Origin of the sequence: Paenibacillus sp. NPDC058071 (genome assembly GCF_042885235.1) — a bacterium.
In the GTDB taxonomy this organism is placed as follows: domain Bacteria; phylum Bacillota; class Bacilli; order Paenibacillales; family Paenibacillaceae; genus Pristimantibacillus.
In genome coordinates this window covers 1-22,193 of the sequence record NZ_JBHVSK010000029.1, presented here as the reverse complement: position 1 = coordinate 22,193, position 22,193 = coordinate 1, and the positions used below count along the sequence as shown (strand labels likewise).

At 52.8% G+C, this 22,193-nt stretch carries 24 protein-coding genes, 1 rRNA gene and 1 riboswitch; of the genes, 23 read left to right on the top strand and 2 right to left on the bottom strand.

Features of this window, described 5'->3' with window-relative positions; translation table 11 throughout:
- Nucleotides 1–859: 859 nt before the first annotated feature.
- Entirely contained in the window at nucleotides 860–1,507 is a 648-nt protein-coding gene (locus ACFVTB_RS27315; protein WP_387756514.1) for a cyclodeaminase/cyclohydrolase family protein, read from the bottom strand.
- A gap of 162 nt (nucleotides 1,508–1,669) precedes the next feature.
- On the opposite strand from ACFVTB_RS27315, the gene ACFVTB_RS27310 reads away from it, so the two are divergent.
- The 18 genes from ACFVTB_RS27310 (at nucleotide 1,670) to ACFVTB_RS27225 (ending at nucleotide 18,192) form a co-directional block, all read left to right on the top strand.
- Nucleotides 1,670–1,987 carry a DUF3934 family protein gene (locus ACFVTB_RS27310; protein ID WP_387756512.1) on the top strand — a complete coding sequence of 106 codons (318 nt, stop codon included), beginning with the start codon at nucleotides 1,670–1,672 and terminating at the stop codon, nucleotides 1,985–1,987.
- Nucleotides 1,987–2,748 (top strand): WGR domain-containing protein, encoded by a 762-nt coding sequence (locus ACFVTB_RS27305; protein ID WP_387756510.1) that lies wholly within the window; start codon nucleotides 1,987–1,989, stop codon nucleotides 2,746–2,748. Before ACFVTB_RS27310 ends, ACFVTB_RS27305 begins: the two co-directional genes overlap by 1 nt.
- A gap of 74 nt (nucleotides 2,749–2,822) precedes the next feature.
- Nucleotides 2,823–2,932, top strand: a riboswitch (TPP riboswitch).
- Nucleotides 2,933–3,044: 112 nt separating this feature from the next.
- Nucleotides 3,045–3,743: a thiaminase II gene (tenA, locus tag ACFVTB_RS27300; protein WP_387756508.1), complete on the top strand. Its 699-nt coding sequence runs from the start codon at nucleotides 3,045–3,047 to the stop codon at nucleotides 3,741–3,743.
- Nucleotides 3,740–4,588 carry an ABC transporter ATP-binding protein gene (locus ACFVTB_RS27295; RefSeq protein ID WP_387756506.1) on the top strand — a complete coding sequence of 283 codons (849 nt, stop codon included), beginning with the start codon at nucleotides 3,740–3,742 and terminating at the stop codon, nucleotides 4,586–4,588. The genes tenA and ACFVTB_RS27295 overlap by 4 nt, the downstream gene beginning before the upstream one ends.
- On the top strand, nucleotides 4,585–5,349 hold the full coding sequence (locus ACFVTB_RS27290) for an ABC transporter permease (protein ID WP_387756504.1): 765 nt from the start codon (nucleotides 4,585–4,587) through the stop codon (nucleotides 5,347–5,349). The genes ACFVTB_RS27295 and ACFVTB_RS27290 overlap by 4 nt, the downstream gene beginning before the upstream one ends.
- Nucleotides 5,350–5,587: 238 nt before the next feature.
- Entirely contained in the window at nucleotides 5,588–6,607 is a 1,020-nt protein-coding gene (locus ACFVTB_RS27285) for an ABC transporter substrate-binding protein (protein ID WP_387756502.1), read from the top strand.
- Nucleotides 6,608–6,620: 13 nt separating this feature from the next.
- Nucleotides 6,621–7,634 carry a ThiF family adenylyltransferase gene (locus tag ACFVTB_RS27280; RefSeq protein WP_387756500.1) on the top strand — a complete coding sequence of 338 codons (1,014 nt, stop codon included), beginning with the start codon at nucleotides 6,621–6,623 and terminating at the stop codon, nucleotides 7,632–7,634.
- Between the two features lie 30 nt (nucleotides 7,635–7,664).
- Nucleotides 7,665–8,288 (top strand): thiamine phosphate synthase, encoded by a 624-nt coding sequence (gene thiE / locus ACFVTB_RS27275; protein WP_387756498.1) that lies wholly within the window; start codon nucleotides 7,665–7,667, stop codon nucleotides 8,286–8,288.
- A gap of 5 nt (nucleotides 8,289–8,293) precedes the next feature.
- On the top strand, nucleotides 8,294–8,491 hold the full coding sequence (gene thiS / locus ACFVTB_RS27270) for a sulfur carrier protein ThiS (protein ID WP_387756496.1): 198 nt from the start codon (nucleotides 8,294–8,296) through the stop codon (nucleotides 8,489–8,491).
- Between the two features lie 5 nt (nucleotides 8,492–8,496).
- A complete protein-coding gene (locus ACFVTB_RS27265; protein ID WP_387756494.1) occupies nucleotides 8,497–9,276 on the top strand; it encodes a thiazole synthase in 780 nt (259 codons plus the stop codon).
- Nucleotides 9,277–9,324: 48 nt separating this feature from the next.
- Nucleotides 9,325–10,437, top strand: a complete 1,113-nt coding sequence (thiO, locus tag ACFVTB_RS27260) for a glycine oxidase ThiO (RefSeq protein ID WP_387756492.1) — start codon at nucleotides 9,325–9,327, stop codon at nucleotides 10,435–10,437.
- Nucleotides 10,438–10,502: 65 nt separating this feature from the next.
- Nucleotides 10,503–11,360 (top strand): bifunctional hydroxymethylpyrimidine kinase/phosphomethylpyrimidine kinase, encoded by an 858-nt coding sequence (gene thiD, locus ACFVTB_RS27255; RefSeq protein ID WP_387756490.1) that lies wholly within the window; start codon nucleotides 10,503–10,505, stop codon nucleotides 11,358–11,360.
- A 15-nt stretch (nucleotides 11,361–11,375) separates the two neighbouring features.
- Nucleotides 11,376–11,522: a VOC family protein gene (locus tag ACFVTB_RS27250; protein ID WP_387756488.1), complete on the top strand. Its 147-nt coding sequence runs from the start codon at nucleotides 11,376–11,378 to the stop codon at nucleotides 11,520–11,522.
- Between the two features lie 251 nt (nucleotides 11,523–11,773).
- Nucleotides 11,774–12,526: a response regulator transcription factor gene (locus tag ACFVTB_RS27245; RefSeq protein ID WP_387756486.1), complete on the top strand. Its 753-nt coding sequence runs from the start codon at nucleotides 11,774–11,776 to the stop codon at nucleotides 12,524–12,526.
- Nucleotides 12,513–13,943, top strand: a complete 1,431-nt coding sequence (locus ACFVTB_RS27240; RefSeq protein WP_387756484.1) for a sensor histidine kinase — start codon at nucleotides 12,513–12,515, stop codon at nucleotides 13,941–13,943. Before ACFVTB_RS27245 ends, ACFVTB_RS27240 begins: the two co-directional genes overlap by 14 nt.
- 316 nt (nucleotides 13,944–14,259) lie before the next feature.
- Nucleotides 14,260–15,024 carry an ABC transporter ATP-binding protein gene (locus tag ACFVTB_RS27235; protein WP_387756482.1) on the top strand — a complete coding sequence of 255 codons (765 nt, stop codon included), beginning with the start codon at nucleotides 14,260–14,262 and terminating at the stop codon, nucleotides 15,022–15,024.
- Complete coding sequence (locus ACFVTB_RS27230) at nucleotides 15,021–17,402, top strand: ABC transporter permease (RefSeq protein WP_387756480.1); 2,382 nt, start codon at nucleotides 15,021–15,023, stop codon at nucleotides 17,400–17,402. The genes ACFVTB_RS27235 and ACFVTB_RS27230 overlap by 4 nt, the downstream gene beginning before the upstream one ends.
- 253 nt (nucleotides 17,403–17,655) lie before the next feature.
- On the top strand, nucleotides 17,656–18,192 hold the full coding sequence (locus tag ACFVTB_RS27225) for a hypothetical protein (protein ID WP_387756478.1): 537 nt from the start codon (nucleotides 17,656–17,658) through the stop codon (nucleotides 18,190–18,192).
- A 72-nt stretch (nucleotides 18,193–18,264) separates the two neighbouring features.
- On the opposite strand, the gene ACFVTB_RS27220 is transcribed toward ACFVTB_RS27225, so the two are convergent.
- Entirely contained in the window at nucleotides 18,265–18,444 is a 180-nt protein-coding gene (locus tag ACFVTB_RS27220; RefSeq protein ID WP_387756476.1) for a hypothetical protein, read from the bottom strand.
- A gap of 156 nt (nucleotides 18,445–18,600) precedes the next feature.
- Here ACFVTB_RS27220 and ACFVTB_RS27215 point away from each other — a divergent pair, with 156 nt between their 5' ends.
- The 5 genes from ACFVTB_RS27215 to ACFVTB_RS27195 all read left to right on the top strand — a co-directional run.
- Nucleotides 18,601–19,686, top strand: a complete 1,086-nt coding sequence (locus ACFVTB_RS27215; protein ID WP_387756475.1) for a CapA family protein — start codon at nucleotides 18,601–18,603, stop codon at nucleotides 19,684–19,686.
- Nucleotides 19,687–19,948: 262 nt separating this feature from the next.
- Nucleotides 19,949–20,455 carry a CYTH domain-containing protein gene (locus ACFVTB_RS27210; protein ID WP_387756473.1) on the top strand — a complete coding sequence of 169 codons (507 nt, stop codon included), beginning with the start codon at nucleotides 19,949–19,951 and terminating at the stop codon, nucleotides 20,453–20,455.
- Nucleotides 20,456–20,479: 24 nt separating this feature from the next.
- Complete coding sequence (locus tag ACFVTB_RS27205) at nucleotides 20,480–21,073, top strand: P-loop nucleotide/nucleoside kinase family protein (RefSeq protein WP_387756471.1); 594 nt, start codon at nucleotides 20,480–20,482, stop codon at nucleotides 21,071–21,073.
- A 42-nt stretch (nucleotides 21,074–21,115) separates the two neighbouring features.
- The gene (locus tag ACFVTB_RS27200) at nucleotides 21,116–21,784 is read left to right on the top strand and encodes a DNA alkylation repair protein (RefSeq protein WP_387756469.1); all 669 of its coding nucleotides are present in this window, start codon (nucleotides 21,116–21,118) and stop codon (nucleotides 21,782–21,784) included.
- Between the two features lie 336 nt (nucleotides 21,785–22,120).
- Nucleotides 22,121–22,193: ribosomal RNA gene (locus ACFVTB_RS27195) — 16S ribosomal RNA — on the top strand; the annotation flags it as partial.

Here is a 22,193-nt window from a genome sequence, read left to right as displayed (position 1 = left end):
AGAGGCTGTCACGTTCTCCCGGCTACCGCCATCATAAAACGACCATTAAATTAGGCCAACCAGTAATCTCTGGTTGACCTAATAATACGAAGAGGCTGTCTCAAAAGGTGGCACGGAACGAGAAGACCCAATATAGCAAGCAAAACAACCACGCAACGAGAAGAGCCAATATAGCAAGCAAAACAACCACGCAACGAGAAGAGCCAATATAGCAAGCAAACAACCAAGGAACGAGAAGTCCCAATATAGCAAGTAAAACATCCGGTCTCCCAGTTTAATGTGGGGCGGGATGTTTTTTATGGCCAATATTAATCGTACGATTTCTTAACGAGGTTTGACCGCCGTCGTGTGACCGAGCACCGAGCACCGAGCACCGAGCACCGCGTGCCGCGATGGCACCGCGCGCAGACGAGGCTAGCTTAGATCGGACTGACCTGATCGATTCTAACACTATCGGTTGCACGGCTCTAAACTCTTCGGTTGTACGGCTCTAAACCCTTTGGTTGCAGGGCTCTAAACTCTTCGGTTGTACCCACGAGCCGAAATAACTGCCTTTTAGCATTTATTTCCTCGATTTTGACTGAAGGAAGCGAAGATAACTGCTTTTTTGCAGTTATTCCAAGCGTTCACCTGACATTTCCGTTCATACCGCGCTCAATAACTGCGTTTTGGCATTTATTTCTCTCATTCGAATTCAGAGGAGCAAAATAACTGCCTTTTTGCAGTTATTCCTAATTTCGCAACAGCAAGCAAGCTAGCGCCGCAAAAATACCGTCCCGGACAAAGGGGACGCAGTGACATGTTTTTGAGACAGCCCCTTTATCGGGTAGCGGAGCTGCGCAGCACAGCAGATTAGCAGCTAAATCGAAGCGGATGCGATCCGGCAGCGGATGTCTTCAATCGCACCATTGCGCAAAGCGGTTATCTCATCGGCCAGACGGGCCGTCTTTAAGGCATATTGAAGACGGATTTCCGGATCGTCGATCGCACGCAAATTAATGTCGGCTGTAAGCTGGGCCGACAGCGCTGCCGTCTCGAGCAGCAGTATGCCTGACCCCAGATCCGAAAGCACGTCCCGGCGCACATGTTCGACGACTGAGACGGCGATTGCAAGACCGCTTCTGCACGTATCCATGAGTGCCAGCGGAACATCGACAGCGCGGATGGCGGCGAGTTGAACGGCCTGCTTGCGCAGCACCTCCTCTTCGCGGCCGGTGCGTCCGAGTTTGAGTGCTTCGAGATAGGTTTCGAATGCTTCCATATCTTCGGCGAAGAGCTGTTCGAAGCGGGGGCGCAGCTTGGTCATTTTTTCAACGGCTAACTCCAATGGCGGGACATTGCATCCTTCCTCGGCGCTGCAGAAGGAAAGCTTCCCGGCCATCGTCGCAAGCGCGGCTCCCAGTGCGGCGGCCAGTGCCGCCGTACTGCCTCCGCCGGGAGTTGGACTTTCGCTGGCGGTTTGCTGTAAATAGTGTTCTAAGGACTGATTCCATGAGTGCTTGTTCATACCAAACTCCCTTTTTGCTAATAGTTTCCTACATCGACTATTGTGCCGCCCGTCTCCCGCTTTATTCCAGTTAGACGTTAAAATGGAGTTATCATTTGCCGGATAGGCGGACGATTGGTACAATGCAACGGAGACCAAGAATTTATCGGCTGGAGTGATAGCATGAGCAAGGCGAAAGGTATCGGCAGAGGAACGGGCAAGAAAGGCTGGAGTCGTTGGGATAAGGCGGCGAAGAAGAAAAGCGCCAAAAGGGTATTCAGCAAAAACAAATCAGGCGACAGCAAGACACAAGGAAACGAGAAACAGACGCCTGAAAAGCAAACATCGGCTAAGCAGCAACCGGAAGGAAAGCAGCAGCCTCAGAAGCAAGCCTCCAAACAGCTTGCGTTTGACCCGCAAGCGGCTGCAAATCAAGAAGCATCCGAGAAGCACACGCTGCAAGAGGCTGGAGCGCTTGCTGAGGAGAAGCAGGAAGACTAATGCGGTCTTTCGTATGCCAGAACGAAAGGTCGAACAAATTTTGGCGGATCGAACGGAGCGGCGCTTCGTACACCGTCTACTTCGGCAGAATCGGCACCGGCGGACGGTCGCTGACGAAATGGTTTCGCTCGGCAGAAGAATGCGAACGGCAGGCTGAACGGATTATTGCGCAAAAGCTGAAGAAAGGCTACCTGGAGGAAATCTCCTTGTTCGTTTCGCTAGAGGATGATCGGCGTTTGTATCTAGGCAGCGCCATGGAAATCGGCCAGGAGGAAGCGCCGCATCCGCAATTCAAGCGTCATTTTCGCCATACGATTTATAGCGATTGGAACCATGCTCATTCACCATTCGGCAGTCCTGAAGGAGCCGGTACGCTTCGGGCGCTGGAGGAACTGTACCTGAGATGGGGACACGGCGCAGTCAGCGACGATTTTCCGCAATTGCTTTTGGAGAGGGATTGGGATCTATTCTATGTTCCGCCTTTGCAGGTTGCAGAAAGCGATGTGGCAAAACTGCTTAACGGTCCACGTTTGGACCGTCAGAGCAACGCCGAGCTGCTGCTCGCAAACGACCGGGTGCTGATAGCTTCGGCGCTTGGTCAGATTAAAATTGAAGGCGTTGTTCGTCCTGCTCTCAAGAGAGGCGCTTTGCTGGCTCTGGAGCGGATGGACGCGCTTTTTCGTCTGTCCGGCGATAGCAACGGTTTGGCGGAAAGGGCGCAAATTGCGCGCGATTTGGCTGCATTTCACCGTCTTGCATAAACCGAACGGCAATGCTCGCCGAGAAAGAAGCAGTATTGCCTATTCCTTTTTTATCCGTTATAGTGTTGGTAATATCATAAGAGTACGGGGGCTGGATGAAGTCCGGCTGAGATAGGCAACTTGTTTGCCTGACCGTTAATCTGAACCAGGTAATGCTGGCGTAGAGAACATATCGAACTTTGCATGTGCAAAGCCATTCGTCTATTCTCGAATGGCTTTTTTTGTTTCATTCGGTTAAAAAAAGGATATGTTCCGCCTTCGCTTGCTTGGAAAAAAGGGGCAAAGGAGCGGGGAAAATGAAAGCAATAACAGCAGAAAGCAAAACGGGGCGGTTCAGCGCCCGATTGTACAAAGCAGCGGGAGAGATATGGCAAAAAAGTCATGAGCACCCGTTTTTGAAGGAGCTTGGGGAAGGGTCGTTAAGCGCTGAGCGATTCGTTTATTACTTGAAACAGGACTACGTCTACTTGATCGATTACGCCAAAATGTTCGCGTACGGCAGCGTGAAGGCGACCGATCTGGACACGATCGCCAAAATGTCGGCGCTCTCCTATTCTACGCTGAATACGGAGATGGAACTTCACCGGCAGTATGCGGCGAAGTTCGGTGTATCGCGCGAGGAGTTGGAAGGCACGAAGCCTTCTCCGACGACGACGGCTTATACGGGCTACTTGCTTAACGTCGCCGCGCAAGGCTCGCTCGCCGACGTCGTTTCCGCCGTGCTGCCGTGCATGTGGAGCTACCGGGAAATCGGGGTCAAGCTGGCGGAATTGCCGGAGAGGCTTACGCATCCGCTGTTCGGCGAATGGGTGGCGATGTACAGCTCCACAGAATTCGGAGAGCTGACCGAATGGACCATCGATTTGATGGACCGTTTGGCTGAAGGGCTGTCTGAACCGGAGCGGGAGCGGCTGATCGGCCACTTCGTCACTGCTTCGAAGCTGGAATATATGTTTTGGCAGATGGCCTATGTCCAGGAGGAATGGCCGGTATGAGCCTGGCGTCCGTTCCGATTGAGCCGGATTCACATTCGGAAAAGCGGCCTGCCTTGGAAATACGCGGATTGACCTTCGGCTTTCCTGGTCGAAAGCCTCTCTTTGAAGATCTGAATTTGACGATAGCCGAAGGCGAATTCGTCAGTCTGGTAGCGGCCAGCGGCGCGGGCAAGACGACACTGTTCCGGCTGCTTGCCGGTCTGTTGCAGCCGCAGGCTGGAACGATTGCATTCGGCGGCGAGACGGTGTCAGGCGGCAGTATTTCAGGCAAAGCCGCGGAAGGCAAAGCAAGGATCGGCTATATGCCGCAGCGCGACAGCTTGATGCCTTGGCGGACCGTACTGGACAACGCAGCGCTCGGTCTGGAGCTGCAAGGCGTCTCCAAGCGGGATGCCAGAAGGCAAGCGCTGGCGCTGCTGCCTGAGCTCGGTCTTGCCGGGACGGAAAATCAATATCCGCACGAGCTGTCGGGCGGCATGCGGCAGCGGGTTTCGTTTCTGCGTTCGCTGCTCGGAGGAGCCGATCTGCTGCTGCTTGACGAGCCGTTCAGCGCTTTAGACGCGATGACCCGTACGAGCATGCAGCAGTGGCTGATTCAGATTTGGGAGAAGCGCCGCAAAACCGTGCTTTTTATTACCCACGATATGGACGAAGCGCTCCTTCTGTCCGACAGGGTGCTTGTCGCAGGCGCTTCGCCGGTATCCGTCATGGAGCCGATTGAGATCAGGCTGCCGAGACCAAGATCCTACGAGACGCTCGTTGACGAAAGATTTGCTGCATCTAAGCGGCAAATAATGACAGCGCTCGGACGGCTCGATGCCGGCTTAGCAGGAGGGGAACGATGAGCGCGCGCATTCTTCGGCAATGGCCGCTGCCCGTCTTGCTGATAGTATTGGCCGTCATGTGGGAGACGCTTCCTCCTCTGTTCGGCATTCCGCATTATATTTTGCCGAGACTGTCGAGGGTGCTCGAAGCAGTTTGGGCAAACGCCGGGCTGCTGGGCAAGCATTTTCTCGTCACCTTGCACGAGGCGCTGGTCGGCCTTGCCATATCCGCAGTCGCTGGGACGGCTGTAGCGCTTTGGATTGACGGCTCGAAACTGGCCGCCAAAATGCTGTATCCGCTGCTCATCGCTTCCCAGACGATACCGATTATCGCCTTATCGCCCATCATGGTGCTGTGGTTTGGCTACGAGACGGGCAGTAAAGTGGCAGTCGTCATCTTGTTCACCTTTTTCCCAATTGCAATGAATGCGGCCGGCGGCTTCCGCTCGGCAGATCCGGATATCGGAGAAATGATGCAATCGATGGGAGCGGGCAGACGGGCGTTGTTTCTGAAGTGGAAGCTGCCGTCGGCGCTGCCGCAGTTTTTTACCGGCCTCAAGATGGCGGCGGCAATTAGCGTGGGTGGCGCGACGCTGGGCGAATGGCTGGGCGGTGAAGCGGGGCTCGGCGTCTACACGAAACGGGCTTCCGGCATGCTGCGCGGAGACGACGTTTTCGCGGGAGTAATGCTGCTTTCAGCGATGGGCCTGCTGCTCTTTCTAACCGTTCAAACGATCGAACGGTTCGTTTGCGGCAACCGTACTCGAGTAGACGAAGAATAACGAATCGAGGAAAACGATCAAATCTTAAAATCATTGCTTAAGAGAAGCGAAGAGAATAGCGAAGGGTCAGAGGGATTCTGGAGAAACGAAGTGGTCGCTTTTAAAGCACGATTCCTACAGCAAACGATCATCGAATAAAGGAATCGGGCTTTAACGGCGATCGGAAGAACCATCTGTCCCGCAGCGTTCCCTCTCAAAGCGCTGATTTCTATTAATTAACCTAGAAAGGAAAATAAAAATGAATATTAAAATAAACGCTCCAAGCAAAGCTATTTTATATGTTTCTATCATAATTCTCCTGCTGGCAGGATGCTCCGGCAAAGAGCCGGCCGATAAGGCGAACGCCGGCAGCGGTACGCCGCCGGAGGAATTGACTGTATTGCTGGACTGGTATCCAAACGCGGTACATACCTTTTTATATGCAGCTGAGGAGCAAGGCTATTTTGCCGAAGAAGGGCTGAAAGTCAAGCTGCAAACGCCTGCTGATACGAATGATGCGTTAAAGCTGGTTGCCGCAGGCAAGGCGGATTTGGCGTTAAGCTACCAGATGCAGGTTGCGGTATCCCGGTCGGAGGACATTCCCGTTGTTTCGGTTGCGGCAATCGTTCGCCATCCATTGAATCAATTGTTCGCGACAGAGTCTTCCGGCATTGAACGGCCTAGCGATCTGATCGGCCGTAAAATCGGCTATCCTTCGATTCCTTTATACGAAGCCTATGTCCGCACGATGGCGGAAGCCGATGGCAGCGATCAAGAGAAGCTGCGGTTTACGGATGTCGGTTGGGATCTTATTCCGGCGATGTCGACAGGACAGGTGGACGCGATTATCGGCGGCTATATCAACCATGAGAAGCTGCTGCTGGAAAAGGAAGGTGTCAAGCTGCGCACGTTCAATCCCGTCGATTACGGCGTGCCGGATTATTATGAGCTTGTGCTGACGGCAAGCGAGAGCGGGGCGGAACAGAAAGCCGGCGCCATCGCCAAATTTATTCGCGCGGCGGCCAAAGGCCAGGCTTATACGGAAAACAACCCGGATGAAGCGCTCCAGGTGCTGCTGAATAAGCAAAATGAAATGTTCCCGCTCGACCCCGAGATCGAGAAAGCGAGTCTCGGCGTTCTTCTTCCGCTTATGAACGCGGGAAGCGAGCCGTTCGGCAGCCAGTCGCTTGACTCATGGAACTCGGTCATTGAATGGCTGGACCGCCAAGGACTGCTCAGTAAACCGATTAAAGCGGAGGAAGCATTCCGCTCATTCTAGGAGGCTGATAGAGATGGATGAACGCTATTCCAGACAAATGCGGTTCACGCCGATTGGCGAGGCAGGACAGCGTAAGCTGGCGGAAAGCGCCGTTTGCATAATCGGCATGGGAGCGCTTGGCACGGTGCTGGCGAACCATCTCGTAAGAGCCGGGGTCGGGCTTGTACGGATCGTCGACCGCGATTATGTCGAGCGGTCCAATTTGCAAAGACAGATGCTGTACGACGAGGAGGATGCCGAGCAAGGCTATCCGAAGGCAATCGCTGCGGAACGGAAGCTGAAGCGCATCAATTCGGACGTCATAATCGAAGCGATAGTAGCGGATGCGACGGTTCGCAATATTGAAGAACTGTTAGACGGTATCGATATGGCGCTGGACGGAACGGATAATTTCGAGACCCGGTTTTTGCTCAACGACGCTTGCTTCCGCAAAGGCATTCCGTTCGCATACGGGGGGGCCGTCAGTTCGCGCGGCATGAGCGCGATGCTGGTGCCTGGGGAGACGCCGTGTTTGCGCTGTTTTATCCAATCGGCAGACAATGGCGGCCAGACCTGCGACACGATAGGCGTTATTGCGCCAGTTGTCGATATCGTTGCCTCGTATCAAGCGGTCGAAGCGCTTAAATATTTGGTCGGTGCAGCGGAAGCCCGCCGCACCAAGCTCGTAACGTTTGATCTATGGCACAACCATCACTTCGAGATGAAGCTGGGGGAGCCGGCTGCAGACTGCCCTTGCTGCCAGTTGAAGGAGTATCCGGCGCTGCAAGCGACAGAAGCGGATTCGGCCGTTTCGCTATGCGGAAGAAGCACCGTGCAAATTGCGGGGAAAGGACCGCTTAAGCTAGACCAATGGCGCGAGAGATTGGAGCCCGTCGCTGCAAATGTCGAACAGAACGCTTATTTGCTGCGGGTGCAGCTGACGGAAGGCGAGCGGCTCGTGTTATTCCCCGACGGACGGGTTCTTGTTCAAGGGACGGACGATATTGTTCGAGCCAAAACAATATATGCCCGCTACATCGGATCGTAATCATAAGCGATCAAAAGGAGGAGAGACGGCATGAAAGATTTTCGATTATATGCGATCACCGGTGAGCAGTTTCATCCGGGACGCGAATTGCTTGAGGTCATGGAAGAGGCGATAAAGGGCGGAGCCGACATTATCCAGCTGCGCGACAAAACGAGCGGCCGCGAGGAAGTGCTCCAGAAAGCGCTGGCGCTGCGGGAGTTAACGCGCAAGTACGGCGTCACGTTTATCGTCAACGATTATATCGATATTGCTTTGGAAGTTGACGCTGACGGGATTCATCTCGGCCAAGGGGATCTGCCGCTTGCCGAAGCCCGCAAGCTGGTCGGCGATAAAATCATCGGCATCTCGACGCATGCGATTGGCGAAGCGCTGCTGGCCGAGGAACAAGGCGCCGATTATATCGGCGTCGGTCCGGTTTTTCCGACTAAGACGAAGGTAGACGTTGTCGATCCCGTCACTGTGGCTTACGTCCGCGAAGTAGTCGAGCGGATTCGCATTCCGTTCGTCGCCATTGGCGGCATCAAGCTGAGCAACATAGATGAAGTAATAGCGGCGGGGGCGACCCGTATTTGCGCAGTCAGCGAAATCGTCGGCAGCAGGGACCCTGCAGCGATCTGCCGATCATTTTTAAGCAAGCTGGAAGGGCGGGGCTAAACAGGATGCAGCTAACGATAAACGGAGAAAATCGGATACTGGAAGCCAAGTGCATCGCCGATATCATTGAGCATTTCGGGCTTGCAGGCAAGCCGGTTATCGTCGAAGCGGACGGCGTGGTTTTACGGCAAGAGCAATGGGCCGCTGCCGAAACGAGAGAAGGCATGGTTATCGAGCTTGTTCAATTTGTGGGAGGGGGTTGACCGTTATGAAGCGCGATACACTGCGAATTGGAGGACAGGAGCTTTCGTCCCGCTTTTTTATCGGAACCGGACTCTTTCCGAATCCATATATTCAGCAAGAAGCGATTAAAGCGTCGGGAGCGGAAGTGCTGACTTTTGCGATCAGGCGTATTCAATTGGATCGGTCGGAGGACGACTCCATCCTTCAGCACGTACAAGAAGGCGGTTTCCGTTATTTGCCGAACACGTCTGGAGCTAGCACGGCCGAAGAAGCTGTGCGCATCGCGAGGCTTGCCCGAGCTTCCGGACTTAGCGATTGGATCAAAGTAGAGATCAGTGCGAACGAGCGGACGCTGCTGCCCGACCCGATCGAAACGTTAAAGGCGACGGAAATATTAGTGAAGGAAGGCTTCACGGTACTGCCCTATACATCCGATGACCCGGTGCTGTGCAAACGGCTGGAGGAGGCCGGTGCGGCTGCGGTCATGCCTGGTGCGGCTCCGATCGGAACGGGGCTTGGCCTATTGAATCCATATCACATCGGATTGATTGTTGAGGAAGCGAATGTTCCGATCATCGTTGACGCCGGTTTGGGATCGGTCGCCGACGCCGCGCAGGCGATGGAGCTCGGCGTATCTGGCGTTCTCATGAATACGCCGGTCGCCAAAGCCAAAGACCCGGTGCGCATGGCCGAAGCGATGAAGCTTGCTATCGAAGCCGGCAGGCTGGCCTATTTGTCCGGACGGATTGAGAAGAAGAAATATGCGTCGGCCAGCAGCGGCTTTAATTCATTAAAGCTAAAGTAAACGGGCGCAGCGCGTTTCAAATAATTAAGGAAAGCTGGTAGTAAAGTTATGGGAGATCGCATCGTTGTTATGGGCGGAGGAGTCATCGGCTTGTCATGCGCGCTCGAACTGAGAAGGCGGGGGCATGAAGTGACGCTTCTCGAAATCGTCGATTGCGGCGGTCAGGCATCCGGCGCGGCAGCCGGGATGCTGGCCCCTTACTCGGAAAATGTGGAAGGGCCGGACGCTTTTTTCAAGCTATGCCTAGGGAGCTTGAATTTGTATCCGGCTTGGAAGGACGAGGTGAGGACGCTCTCCGGGCAGACCTTCGAATATACCGAATCGGGGAGTCTGTATGCGGCGTATCATGACGCCGACCGGTTATCGCTGGAGGGACGGCTGCTGTGGCAGCGGGCGTTCGGCTCCACCGGACGCATACTGGAAGGGGAGGAGCTATTCCGAGCGGAGCCTCTTTTGTCTCGGGATGTGAAAGCCGCTTTGTATACGCCGGAGGAGAGCCACGTTTATGCGCCCGATTACGTGCGGGCGCTAGAGAAAGCGTGCGAGCTGACGGGTGTTGCGATATTCGAGCGGCTGGAAGCGCTGACGGTCGAGGAGTGGGAGCATTCCGTTGTCGTTCGCGCTAAGGACGGGCGGCGCTTCGAAGGCGATCGCTTGCTCGTATGCAGCGGAGCATGGGCGAAGGAGCTGGAGGAGACGTTCGGCATCCGTATACCGATCTATCCGATACGCGGGCAAATATGCGCCTACGGACAGGAAGCGGGAGAAGTTCGCCATATGGTATTCACAAGCCAAGGCTATCTGGTCGCCAAAGCGAACGGCACCCTCGTTTGCGGCGCTTCCGAGGATGTGGCCGGCTTCGATACGTCGGTAACCGAGCGCGGCATCGACCGGCTGCGCCATTGGAACCGGCAAGCTTTTCTCGGCCTTGCGGATTTGACGCCCTTCCATCGCTGGGCGGGTCTTCGCCCTTCGACGCAGGACGGCTATCCGCTGCTTGGCCAGCTGAGCGAGTCGAAGCGGGTTATGCTGGCGGCGGGCCACTACCGCAACGGCATTTTGCTAAGCCCAGTTACAGCTAAGCTGGCGGCCGATGCCATCGAAGGGGCGGAGCTGCCCGAGTGGATGAGCGCGTTTGATCCCGAACGATTCAGCTTATAAGGATGGAAAGCCAGCAACTAATGGAAATTGTTCCGTTGACTGATATGGAGAAGGAGGAATAATCGATGAATGATCCTATGTATTCCGAAGCACGGCAGCCGGCCAGAGCGCTTACGATTGCAGGTTCGGACAGCGGAGGCGGAGCAGGCATTCAGGCCGACTTGAAGACATTTCAAGAGCTTGGCGTGTACGGCATGTCCGCGCTCACGGCTATAACGGCGCAAAACACGTTGGGCGTACATGGCGTTTTCCCGCTGGATAAGGAAGCAGTATCGATGCAAATTCATGCCATTGGCAGCGATATCGGCGTGGATGCGTTGAAAACGGGCATGCTGTTCAGCGCCGAGCTGATTGAAACGGTAGCGGAGGCCATTTCCTATTTCGGATGGACGAACGTCGTTGTCGATCCTGTTATGATCGCGAAAGGCGGGGCTTCGCTGCTGCAGGAGGATGCGGTCGCGGCTATGACGCGCAAACTGCTGCCGCTTACCGCAGTCCTTACGCCTAATTTGCCGGAGGCGGAGAAGCTGTCTGGCGTCGCTATCCGAAGCTACGAGGATAAACAAGAGGCGGCCAGAAGGCTGGCAGGTTTCGGTGCAAAGTATGTCATCATCAAGGGCGGACACGACGAGGGGGAAGAGGCGGTCGATCTGCTGTTCGACGGCGCTCACTTCTCCGAGCTTTCCGGCAAAAGGGTCGCGACGGCGCGAACGCACGGAACGGGCTGCACATACTCTGCCGCTTTAACAGCCGGGCTCGCAAAAGGACTGAGCGTGCATGCGGCGATGACCGAAGCAAAAGCTTTCATCCAGGCGGCTATTGAAGACGGAATAACGATTGGCGGAGGACACGGACCAACGAATCATTGGGCTTATCGCCGCAGCCAAGCTTCTTCTGTTACGCCTGCTGCTTTCCGAACTTGAGACGACTATTCGATTATGGTAACCCGAGCTCATTCGGCATTCGTGAAGCTGGCGCAGAACGGACAAGGGCTTATGCCAGCCGAGGAAACGCCCGTCAGCTCGAAATTCGGCTGGGTGCAGGATCAGTTTGGCGTTTCTTGGCAGTTGAGTGTATCGAAATAATATTCAAATCGAAAAAACAAAGCAGGCCGACACTTGCATCTTCGAAGAGGATGCGAAGCGGGCTTGCTTTTTTTATTACCGCCATTAGATTTCTCCGTTTTCCATATTAAAGGAATGATGCGAGGTTTTGTCGAAAAGAGTAGCTCAAAGCATAGAGAATAGTAGGCCGCTGCGGCATTGAGCACTGCCGCCAGATTTGTCCGCTTGCAAGAGCGAGCAACGGCCGACTTCACCGAAAGGATACCCAAATCATGAGCTTGCAAAAGAAGAAGATTCTTATTATAGAAGACGAGCAAGATATTAGCCGCGTTGTGACGGATTATTTAACGATCAGCGGCTTTGAGGCGATGGCCGCCGCCGACGCCGCAACTGGACAACGGCTTATCAACGAAGAGCGGCCCGATTTTATTATCCTCGACATTATGCTTCCGGACGGCGACGGTATTGCGCTTTGCCGTCAGATTCGCGACGCGGTTGCGACGCCGATTCTGCTGCTGAGCGCGAGAGGGAGCGATACCGATAAAGTGCTTGGACTCGGCTTTGGGGCGGACGATTATATGACGAAGCCGTTCTCGCTAAGCGAGCTGGTTGCGCGCATTCATGCACATTTGCGCAGACAAGATACTCTTCGTCCTGCCGCGCAGACGCCGGATCAGCAGGAGCAATGGCGAAGCTTCGGGGAGCTGTTCATTGATAAGCAAGGATATCGAGTAACGGTCCGGGGCAGAGACATCAGTATGTCAGCCAAGGAGTTTGAACTGTTGTTTCATTTAACCGATCACCCGAACCGCGTTTTTACGAAAAGCCAGCTGCTCGATGCCGTTTGGGGGTATGCGGAATACGGCGACGAAAATACGATTTCGGTCTACATCCGCAGACTGCGGGAAAAGCTGGAGCGTGATCCTTCCAACCCGGTTTATTTGAAAACGGTGTGGGGCGTCGGATATAAATTCAGCACAGAGCATCAGGAACGCGAGCGCGGAGGCGGTCATGACGATCGATAGTTATATAAAAAGGATGATTGCTGCAGCTGTCGTCTGTTTGGTGATTGCTGCGTCGGCTGGACTTTACTTAGCCGCGAAAGGATCAAACGGAGATCGTGATCAAGCTAGGCCTTTTGTGAACACCGCCCGGGTTGCGGTAAGCGATATTATGGTGGAGTTGGAGCGGGACGAGAGTTTAGGACTCTATCATGAGGATACAAGTTTAAGACTGGCGTCTATGGCCGAGCGGCAGGGTGTTTCGTTAACCGTCGCTCTTCTCGACGGTACGGTTGCATTCTCGACGGAGGTCTCGGCGCCGCGAATCGATTTGCGTTCGACTCTTCATTACGATTGGTATGCCTCCAAGGCAGAGCCGAATGTTTCCCGCATCGCTTTTCCGATTATCGGCGAGACGTCGGGTTTGCAAACGGGGCATGCCATCTTTGGCTTCCCTAGTGATATTCTGCATTCGAATAAAGAGGTGGATACGGCATCCGTGGTCGCCATTGCGTCAATGCTCATGGCAAGTCTAGGAGTGCTGACCGTCTTACTATTTCTTCACCGCCGTATGCGAGACGGCGCGCTCAAGCCAGTCCAAACGCTGAAGGTGCATGCCGAAGCTATATTGAATGGCGATTACTCTCGAAAGGCGGAGCATGTCGAAGTCGATGAGATCGGCGAACTGTACGCCGTATTTGATCAAATGAGGCTGGAGCTGGAGCACTACCAACGCAGCCGTAACAAGCATGAACGAGCGCAAAAAGAATTGGTTTCGAATATTTCGCATGACCTCAAGACGCCGCTGACGACCGTCCGCACTTATATTGAGGCGATTCGAGCAGGGGTATGTCCGGATATGCCGGCAGTCATGGCTTACATGGACGTTATCCATACGGCCACGGACAAAATGGCGCTGCTGATCGATGATCTGCTTGTTCATGCGCTTAAAGAGCTGGGACAGATCGCCGTCCGGCCCGTCGAGCAGTATAGCGGCGAGCTGTTTACGCGAATGCTTCCGCCTATCGCGCATTACGCGTCCCTATCCGGCGTCGTCTTCACCGGGCCATCTTCCGTTCCAAATGTGCTGATCAAAGCCGATGCGGTGCGGCTGGAACAGGTCGTTTCCAATCTTATCGCCAATGCCTTGAAGCATACGAAAGCGGGGGACGAAATCGTCGTTGATGTCTGCGAAGCACGCAGGGACGACCGCAATTGGTTGGAATTGACCGTAGAAGACAATGGCGAAGGAATCGATCCACAGGATATGCCATTCATCTTCGAACGTTATTACCAGGGAAGGTCCGGTCTTAGCCGGGAAGGCGAAGGACTGGGCCTGTCGATCTGCAAACATATTATTGAAGCGCACGGCGGAGAAATCACCTTTCGGAGCCGAAAGGGAGAAGGCACGGTTTTTCGTTTCGCCATCCCGCTATGCTGAAAAAGGGGCTCAAACTTAAAATCAGTGCTTGACGCATAGGAGAGAGCAGCGGAGGGTCAGAGGGATTCTGGAGAAACGATAGTGGTCGCTTTTAAAGCATGATTCCTACCGCAGACAACTATCAAATGAAAGGAATCAGGCTTTAATGGCGATCGGAAGAACCCTCTGACCTGCAGCGTTTTCCCTCACTTATAGTCAAGCACTGATTTCGCTTTTGAGCCAAAGGATGTAAGCATTTATTCATAATTTGATAAACAGCTATAAAGATCGGCCCTTTACACTAAAGCCGTAACCAAGTGAGAGAGGGGGCTGTACATTGTCCAGAAGCACGATTATTCAAGCTAAGCATTTATGCAAAACCTACATGACCGGGACGGAGCAATATCATGCGATCCGCAATGTCGATCTAGATATCTACGAGGGAGACTTCACGGTTATTATGGGAGAATCCGGGTCCGGTAAATCGACCTTGCTCTATTTGTTGAGCGGCTTGGATTCCGCGACGACAGGAGAAGTTATTTTCAAAGGTCGGAAAATGTCCGAGTTCGGCGAAAAGGAAATGGCGTCGTTCCGTTCGAAGCATGCCGGAATGATTTATCAAGGGATTCATCTGGTGCCCGATTTGACGTTGATCGATAATGTTGCACTGCCAGGCTACGCTGCCGGAGCGGATAAGAAAGAATTGAAGCGCATGGCGCTGGAGTTGCTCAAGGAGCTTTCCATCGAGGCTCAGCAGAAACGGCTTCCTTCGCAAGTATCGGGCGGCCAGCAGCAGCGGGCGGCTATTGCAAGAGCGCTGATCAACACCCCAGATGTCGTGTTCGCGGACGAGCCGACCGGAAGCTTAAACTATGAGCATGGCATCGCGGTGCTCGATATTTTGACTCGCTTGAATCGCGGCGGCCAGACGGTTGTGATGGTGACGCATGATATGAAAGCGGCGAGCAGAGCTGACCGTCTAATTGTCATAAGAGACGGGAGAGTTAACGGCATACTGGATTTTGGCAAGTATGCTGAACAGAACGCCGCCGAGCGGGAGAGCGCCATCTTTAACTTCATGACCCGCAAGGAGCAGCTGTGACGGCCGCTTGGACGCTGTGCCTCGCAGCGCTGCGAACGAGGAAGCTTCAGAATGGATTGGCTGTTATGCTGATTCTGCTGTCAACGCTGCTGCTGTCAACGGCGGCTAACGTGCTTGCAAGCAACGATCGGCTGTTTACTATGCGGCATGAAGAGACAAAAGGCTCTCATCAAATGCTGACGTTAGGTGAAGGGCTTCACAATCCTTGGCGGCTCCACGAGTGGTGGGCTTCACAGGAAGGCGTTCAGACGACGCCGCTGATTCCGTATCGCAATCTATCCGCTATCGCTTATCAAGACAAGGATTTGCTGAACGTCTTTCTATTTATGATGAGTACGCCTGACATGCCGTTTGACGTAGACCGCTTTTTATTTGCCCAAGGAGAAGGCAGTACCCAGCCTCCGCCGGGTACGATCTGGATTCCGACGTCTCTTGCCTATCCGCACGGCATTAAGACGGGAGATGAGCTGCGGTTTGGGATAGGCGGCGAGGAGTTCTCCTTGACGGTTTCCGGGGTCGTGATCGACATTCCGTACGGGGCCCCCTTTACTGTGAGCGCGAGAGTTTGGATGAACGAATCCGATTATGCCGCGAAGCTGCAGTCTCAGCCGGGAGAGGACCGCTATATGCTCGGGCTGCGTTACGACGATTATGGCAAGCAAGCCGTCTACTGGGAACGGTTCGAGCACGAGTTTGGCGTGCCTTATCTGGAACAAAGGCAGGAATTTGAAGAGATCTCCTCCTTCTATCTCATTATGAATCGTATTGTTGGCTTCGTGACCGTTTTTCTCGGAATAGTTATGCTGGTTATTGCGTTATTTACGATCGGACATACGATATCCGATGCGATTCTGTCCAACTATCGCACGATCGGTATTTATAAATCAATCGGCTTGACGTCGGCGACGATAAACAGCGCTTTTCTGCTTCAGTATTCGATCCTTGCCGCGCTAGGCATCGTTCCGGGATTAGTAATAGGAGGAATGCTATCGTCGGTTGTGCTGAACGCTTCCCAATCGTTCCTGAAGCTGAGCGATAATCGAATGGCGGATTATGTTGGACCCGAGACGGCGGCGATCGGCTTGCTGACGTGGCTTGTCGTTCTAATTCTTGTGTACATCTACGCTTCCAAAGGCCGGCTTGTACAGCCTGCGCAAGCGATCCGTTACGGGATGTCCGAACGTGAGAGCGGTAAGCTTGCCATTCGAACGGGAGTGGCTAGCCGCAGTTCGATGTTTGACCGCTTTCCCGTCTCTGCGGTGCTCGCATGGCGGCATGCCCGCAAAGGCGGAGGGACCACCCTGCTGCTGCCGCTGATGGCCGCAGCCGCTGCAGCTGTTCTCGTGTTCGGTTCCTTGCTGCTCAACAGCATTGTTTCAATTAAGCAAACGGCGCCGCTGTGGGGATATGACTCTGCCCAGGTCGTCGTCGAGGTCAACAATCCCTCGCTCTTCTCGAAAGAGGCTTTTGCCAAAGCAGCGAAAGCGGATTCCGGCGTGCTGCATGTCGCCTTCCAGAGCAATGCAAGCAGCGTTGTTGCCGCAGGCGGAACCACAATGAACTTAAATACGAACATACTGGAAGGCAGCTTTGAAGAAGCGGGCTTCGCCGTACTTAGAGGAAAGCATCCAGTAAATAAAAATGAAATTGCGCTTGGAATGAATGCGGCCCGCAAGCTGAATAAAGAGGTCGGCGATACGGTGGAGGTTTATTTGAAGGGCAAGAAGCGGACGCTGACGGTGACGGGCATTTATCAGGCCATTGCCAACATGTCCTATTCCTCTCGAATGACGATTGATGCTGCGCAAGCTTTTGATCCGTCTTATGATGTAGTCGAACTAGCCTATGTAACATTGGCCGACCCTGCCGCGGCGTCTCATATGGCGGAAAAATGGAAAGCCGAATTTGCTGCCTCTGCCGACGCGTTGACGCAGGAGACGCTGCTTAATTCCGTTTATAATGAAGCCTCGGCCATTCTGTTCATTCCGCTCGGCAGCTTAAGCGTACTGTTCGGAGCCGTTATGTTTCTCATCATTTACGGTATCAGCCGAATCGCGATTGTAAAAGAAAGCCGAACCTACGGCGTCTATCGGACAATCGGTTTGACCGCAGGCAGAATCCGAGGATCGATTTTGACGGGCACAGCAGCATTAGCCGCGATCGGCGCGGCGATTGGCGCCGCGGCGGGCATTTATCTTTTGCCAATCGTTCTGCAGTCGCTGCTTAACGGATACGGTATCGAGAGGCTGCCAATTATTCCGAATGGATGGATGATCGCAGGCGCTATATTATTGATCGTGGCGGCTGCGAGTTTGGGAAGCCTGCTATCGTCCAAACTTATAGGAAATACCTCTCCGCGCATTCTTATCGTAGATTAAATGTTTCACCTTAATAATATTTTGTAATAAGAATGTAATGTTCCTTTCATCTTTCCTTCATGTCGGCGGGTTATTATAAACACATGACCCCCCTATTGATATATAACTTTTACAGGCTAGCGGCCCGTTGCCGCTAGCCTGCTTTTTTTTCAGCGGTATTTGAAAATTCTCGATTTGTCTTTCATGATATTCCGTGTCACAATGAGATGAGAAAAAAGCATGCCGATCGCGCACGGCGGAGAGGAGACGCGAAATGCTGTTCGATCCAACCGTATTCGATAATTTGAAGGTCGCAATCGAGAACCAGGTGTATGATCTTGATAATTTGGACGGTCTGATTCGGATCACGAACCGAACGGATCGTTTGGATATGGCGGTAATGTCCAGATATTTTGCCATACGGTTTACGCTGGCGGATGCAAGCGAAGTGAGCGCAGATATGGTGCTGACTGCGTCTCTGGCCGATTTGGCGGCGGAACTGCTTGATAAGGAAGGCGCTGCTCCCGCCTGCGAATTGCGTATCGTCTTTGATATGCCAATTGTGAATGTACATGAACAGTGCAAGCAGGTCGAACAGGTCATTCAAACGGTTTGGCAGCCTGAGCATCCGCTTGAGCAGACGCTAAGCTTTTCGTACGGACAGGAGAACATCCTCTATCGAAATGCGGCAGAGCTTCGCTTTAACCGAAAAATCAACGAGGATCAAATGAACGATATCCCGGATCTGCTGGATCACGTACTGCGTACGCTGGAACAGCTCACTCCCGTTATCGAATCTTCAATAAAATAAAGCATCGCATATACGGCGAAAGCCCGGTTAGCTTCGAAATGAAGCGCCGGGCTTTTTTTTGCTGTTAAAACGCTATTCGGTTTCCAGACGGTAATCGTCGATTTTCTCTCCGTCCTCCCAGATCTCAACGAATAGAGCGTCGCATGACTCGAAGTCGGCAGGAGTAAAGCTAAGCGCCTTTTCCTCGTCCGTTCCGACGTATACATTGTCCATACCGTCTTCGTGAAAAGAAAGAATAACGTAAATTTTCATAAATAGACTCCTTCAGCTTAAGCATTATGGAATGCAGTATAACATAGACGGGTCTGTAAAGCTCGATTAGTGATCTGCCTTCCCTCAGCACTCGTCCTTATAGTGTCAGACGCGCCGTTCTCAACATAGTGTACATAGACGAATGGAGGGAGTTTTATGGGGAAGATCCGTATTGCCGCGGTTGGAGATTTGATGGCGAAGCCTAAAATGATCGCCGGTTCCCGGCAGTCGGACGGGACATATCGCTTCGATACGTTGTTCGAAAACGTATCCCCTTATTTGAAGAAAGCCGATCTGGCGATCGGCAACTTGGAGACGAATTTTGCGAGCGGCGTCGTCAAAGGACGAAGTGCAGGTTCGATCGGCCCTCGTTTTACATGCCCGGATTCTTTTGCAGGCACATTAAAGAAAGCTGGATTCGACGTGCTCGTGACGGCCAATAATCACTGTCTCGATTACGGGGTTAAAGGGCTGATGAGAACGCTGCGCGTGTTGGACCAGAACGGCATCGCGCATACAGGGACCTACAGGACTCGCGACGATTCGCGAAAGTACCTCGTACGGAAAGTGGGCGACTTCTCCATCGGAATTCTTTCGTATACGACGGGAACGAATCGGAACCCTGTGCCTTCCGGCAAGCAGTGGATGATACGCCGGCTTTGGGAAAAAGACATTATTCGTGATTTACGAGCGATGAAGCGGAAGGCTGACTTTATTATTGTCTATCCGCATTTTGGCGAAGAATACCGGCACAGTCCGAATAAGCGGCAGCAGCGGCTAGTCCGGCTGATGTTTAAGCATGGGGCTAATCTCGTTCTTGGCTCTCATCCGCATGTGCTGCAGCCGGCAAAACTGAAGAGCGATCGGAAATTTGTTATCTATTCAATGGGGAACTTTGTATGTACGCGCTTGCGGGGCAATATCTATACCCAGAGCGGTGTCATTGTCGAGGTCGATGTGCGGAAGGACGATAAGGGAAGAGCCGTTATCGATCAAGTTAACTGTCTCTCGACAACCATCGAGGAGCGGGGAGCGGGCCGCAGGATGAGGGTCATTGTTATAAGAGACGAACTGCTCCGGAGTGATAAAAAGTTAACGGACGGACGACGTAAAAAACTAAATCGATTGCTCAAGCACTCCAACTCTGTATTGAACGGCCGGTATTCACGAAGGACAAATAAAGAAAGCCTGCCGCCCTCAAAGGGTAAATTAGCTGAGGCTAACGATATACAGGAGTTATAGCGGAGCAGTAAATACCGTGGAATATTCAAAGGGCTGATGAATTATACGACGGGGAGCGCGGGCCGTTTTTGTGAGCAGATAGTTGGCCTATGCTCCCCCTGAATTGCTGCGATTTGAAAGGACAAGCTTTATCCTATGAGAAAGCAGGAGTAGATTATAGAGTCGGATAGTTTCAGCCGGGCTGAGAATCAGGTAAGCAAAGTGGTAAAAAGGCTGCCGTTTTTGTACAATAATGAAAGTTTAGTTGAAGGAGATGAGGGACGTGGCTTTGGAAGTCGAAAGAAAATTTATGCCTGCCGGGTCAGTAGATTTCGTTATCGAGGCAGGTGGATTAAAGGTGCTTTCGGAGCAGCGGATCGAGCAGACTTATTTGGCGATCGACAGCAAGCAGGAGCTTCGCATTCGGAAGATTACCGATCGGGAATCCGGAGAGGTCACTTACACGCATACGTTTAAAAAAGGGAATGGCTTGGTGCGCGAGGAAATTGAGTACGAAATCTCCGAAAGCATCTACCAGCAAGTCGCCGATGCGTTCGGTGCAATCCCGCTAACAAAAGACCGCATCACTGCGCAATGGGGCGAGCGTACTGTCGAAATCGATCGTTACGATCAAATCGAGCTGACGGTACTTGAGGTGGAATTTGAATCGGAGGCGGAAGCCGTTGCTTTTGATGTGCCTGAGTGGTTTGGTCCTGACGTCAGCAGTGAGCGTAAGTACAGCAATAAGACAGTATGGATGAAACTTCAGCAAGGCGATAAGCCTGTTTAATAAAAGAGGCGGTGACAAGAAACGATGCGTAAGCTGGTGTTTTTTGTAGGCGGAGCGGGTGCCGGGAAGACCACGATCGCCAAGAGGCTGGCGGCAAAGCGGGGAATGGCCGTTTTTGATATGGATACGATGCTAAGGCCAGCGGCGAAAACGATTATGACGGTTGCCGGACTGGACCCGGACGACCGGGACTCCGCTGAATACAAAGTGCTCTGTCGCGATCTGGGCTACCGGATAACGATGGATGCGGCTCTCGAGAATGTCACCGTGGGAACGGATGCGATCGTTATTGGCCCGTTTACGAAGGAAATAGCCGATCCAGACTGGATTGACAGGGAGCTTGCTGCGGCCGCTATGTCGCGGGAAGACGTAGAGGTAAAGGTTGTGCTTGTTCATTTGACGGACGAAAGTCTCTATAGGCAGCGAATCGAGATAAGAGGTTTGAAGCTTGACGAGTGGAAGCTCGCGCATTGGGACGAATTCAGCCGTAGTTTGGTCCGGAGGGAGCTGGCTTGGCCGGTGTCCTCGACTGATGTGCTCCATTTCGATAATTCCACGCCCATGAACGAAGAAAGGTTCGCTGCTATCGAGCGCTTCGTGTTTGGCGTGGAGCAGTAAACAGAAAGATCATTTTAACTGGCGAGAAGGAGAAGAGCGTATATGACGAAGGAAGCCGAATGGCTGGAAGAGCGCTTTCGGGAGCAGGCGGATGCGGAACAAGCGTCTGCTATGGAGGCATATATGCGTAATCTCTTCCCTTTTCTAGGGATTAGAGGTCCAGAGCGGACCGCATTAGCCAGATCGATTTGGAAAGAGCTAGGTGTACCGAAAGGCGAGCAGCTTGTTGAGACGGCGTTAGCTTTGTGGCGGCTGCCGGAACGCGAGTTTCAGTACACAGCGATCGAACTGCTGGACAAGCATGCAAAGAAAGCGGAGCGAGGACATGTCGATGTGCTGGAGTTATTGGTAACGGACAAGAGCTGGTGGGATACTGTCGATTTGATCGCTTCACGGCTAGTCGGTACTTATTTTGTACGCTATCCTGATGCTGTGGATGCCTATACCTCGCGTTGGATCGAATCCGATTCGATGTGGTTGAGGAGAACTGCTCTCCTCTATCAGCTCAAATATAAAGAGAAGACCGATACGGCGAAGCTGTTTGCTTATATAGACAGATGCAAAGAGGAGAATGAGTTCTTTATACGCAAGGCAATTGGCTGGGCACTGCGGGAATATGCCAAGACCGATGAGAATGCAGTTCGCCGATTTGTCGAGGATACAGCGTTGTCGCCGCTAAGCAGGAAGGAAGCTTTGAAGCATTTAAAGTAGCGGTTTAAAATAATTTTAAAAAAAGACTTGCACTATCCTATTGGGATATGATATATTCTAATTCCGGCCGAGAGAAACGGTCGGCGAGACAAGCAAAATGGACAAGCCTGCAGAGAGCTTTCGAAGCTCGAAACAAGTTGAAAAATAAAGCTTGCATCGAGATAACGAGTGTGATAAGATAATCTGCGTTGTCGAAAAAGATTGTTCTTTGAAAACTGAACAACGAGCGAAACTGCCCTGTTAATCCTAACGGATTAATGGAAAAGCGATAAAAAGATTGAGCAAGTCAAACACCAGAGATTTCCCAGTCAGCCTCGGCTGACAACAGGAAACTCTTTAATGGAGAGTTTGATCCTGGCTCAGGACGAACGCTGGCGGCGTGCCTAATACATGCAAGTCGAGCGGACTT

Coding starts and splice junctions, on each gene's coding strand:
- ACFVTB_RS27315 (WP_387756514.1), bottom strand. CDS start 1,507: ATGAACAAGCACTCATGGAATCAGTCCTTAGAACACTATTTACAGCAA.
- ACFVTB_RS27310 (WP_387756512.1), top strand. CDS start 1,670: ATGAGCAAGGCGAAAGGTATCGGCAGAGGAACGGGCAAGAAAGGCTGG.
- ACFVTB_RS27305 (WP_387756510.1), top strand. CDS start 1,987: ATGCGGTCTTTCGTATGCCAGAACGAAAGGTCGAACAAATTTTGGCGG.
- tenA (WP_387756508.1), top strand. CDS start 3,045: ATGAAAGCAATAACAGCAGAAAGCAAAACGGGGCGGTTCAGCGCCCGA.
- ACFVTB_RS27295 (WP_387756506.1), top strand. CDS start 3,740: ATGAGCCTGGCGTCCGTTCCGATTGAGCCGGATTCACATTCGGAAAAG.
- ACFVTB_RS27290 (WP_387756504.1), top strand. CDS start 4,585: ATGAGCGCGCGCATTCTTCGGCAATGGCCGCTGCCCGTCTTGCTGATA.
- ACFVTB_RS27285 (WP_387756502.1), top strand. CDS start 5,588: ATGAATATTAAAATAAACGCTCCAAGCAAAGCTATTTTATATGTTTCT.
- ACFVTB_RS27280 (WP_387756500.1), top strand. CDS start 6,621: ATGGATGAACGCTATTCCAGACAAATGCGGTTCACGCCGATTGGCGAG.
- thiE (WP_387756498.1), top strand. CDS start 7,665: ATGAAAGATTTTCGATTATATGCGATCACCGGTGAGCAGTTTCATCCG.
- thiS (WP_387756496.1), top strand. CDS start 8,294: ATGCAGCTAACGATAAACGGAGAAAATCGGATACTGGAAGCCAAGTGC.
- ACFVTB_RS27265 (WP_387756494.1), top strand. CDS start 8,497: ATGAAGCGCGATACACTGCGAATTGGAGGACAGGAGCTTTCGTCCCGC.
- thiO (WP_387756492.1), top strand. CDS start 9,325: ATGGGAGATCGCATCGTTGTTATGGGCGGAGGAGTCATCGGCTTGTCA.
- thiD (WP_387756490.1), top strand. CDS start 10,503: ATGAATGATCCTATGTATTCCGAAGCACGGCAGCCGGCCAGAGCGCTT.
- ACFVTB_RS27250 (WP_387756488.1), top strand. CDS start 11,376: ATGGTAACCCGAGCTCATTCGGCATTCGTGAAGCTGGCGCAGAACGGA.
- ACFVTB_RS27245 (WP_387756486.1), top strand. CDS start 11,774: ATGAGCTTGCAAAAGAAGAAGATTCTTATTATAGAAGACGAGCAAGAT.
- ACFVTB_RS27240 (WP_387756484.1), top strand. CDS start 12,513: ATGACGATCGATAGTTATATAAAAAGGATGATTGCTGCAGCTGTCGTC.
- ACFVTB_RS27225 (WP_387756478.1), top strand. CDS start 17,656: ATGCTGTTCGATCCAACCGTATTCGATAATTTGAAGGTCGCAATCGAG.
- ACFVTB_RS27220 (WP_387756476.1), bottom strand. CDS start 18,444: ATGAAAATTTACGTTATTCTTTCTTTTCACGAAGACGGTATGGACAAT.
- ACFVTB_RS27215 (WP_387756475.1), top strand. CDS start 18,601: ATGGGGAAGATCCGTATTGCCGCGGTTGGAGATTTGATGGCGAAGCCT.
- ACFVTB_RS27205 (WP_387756471.1), top strand. CDS start 20,480: ATGCGTAAGCTGGTGTTTTTTGTAGGCGGAGCGGGTGCCGGGAAGACC.
- ACFVTB_RS27200 (WP_387756469.1), top strand. CDS start 21,116: ATGACGAAGGAAGCCGAATGGCTGGAAGAGCGCTTTCGGGAGCAGGCG.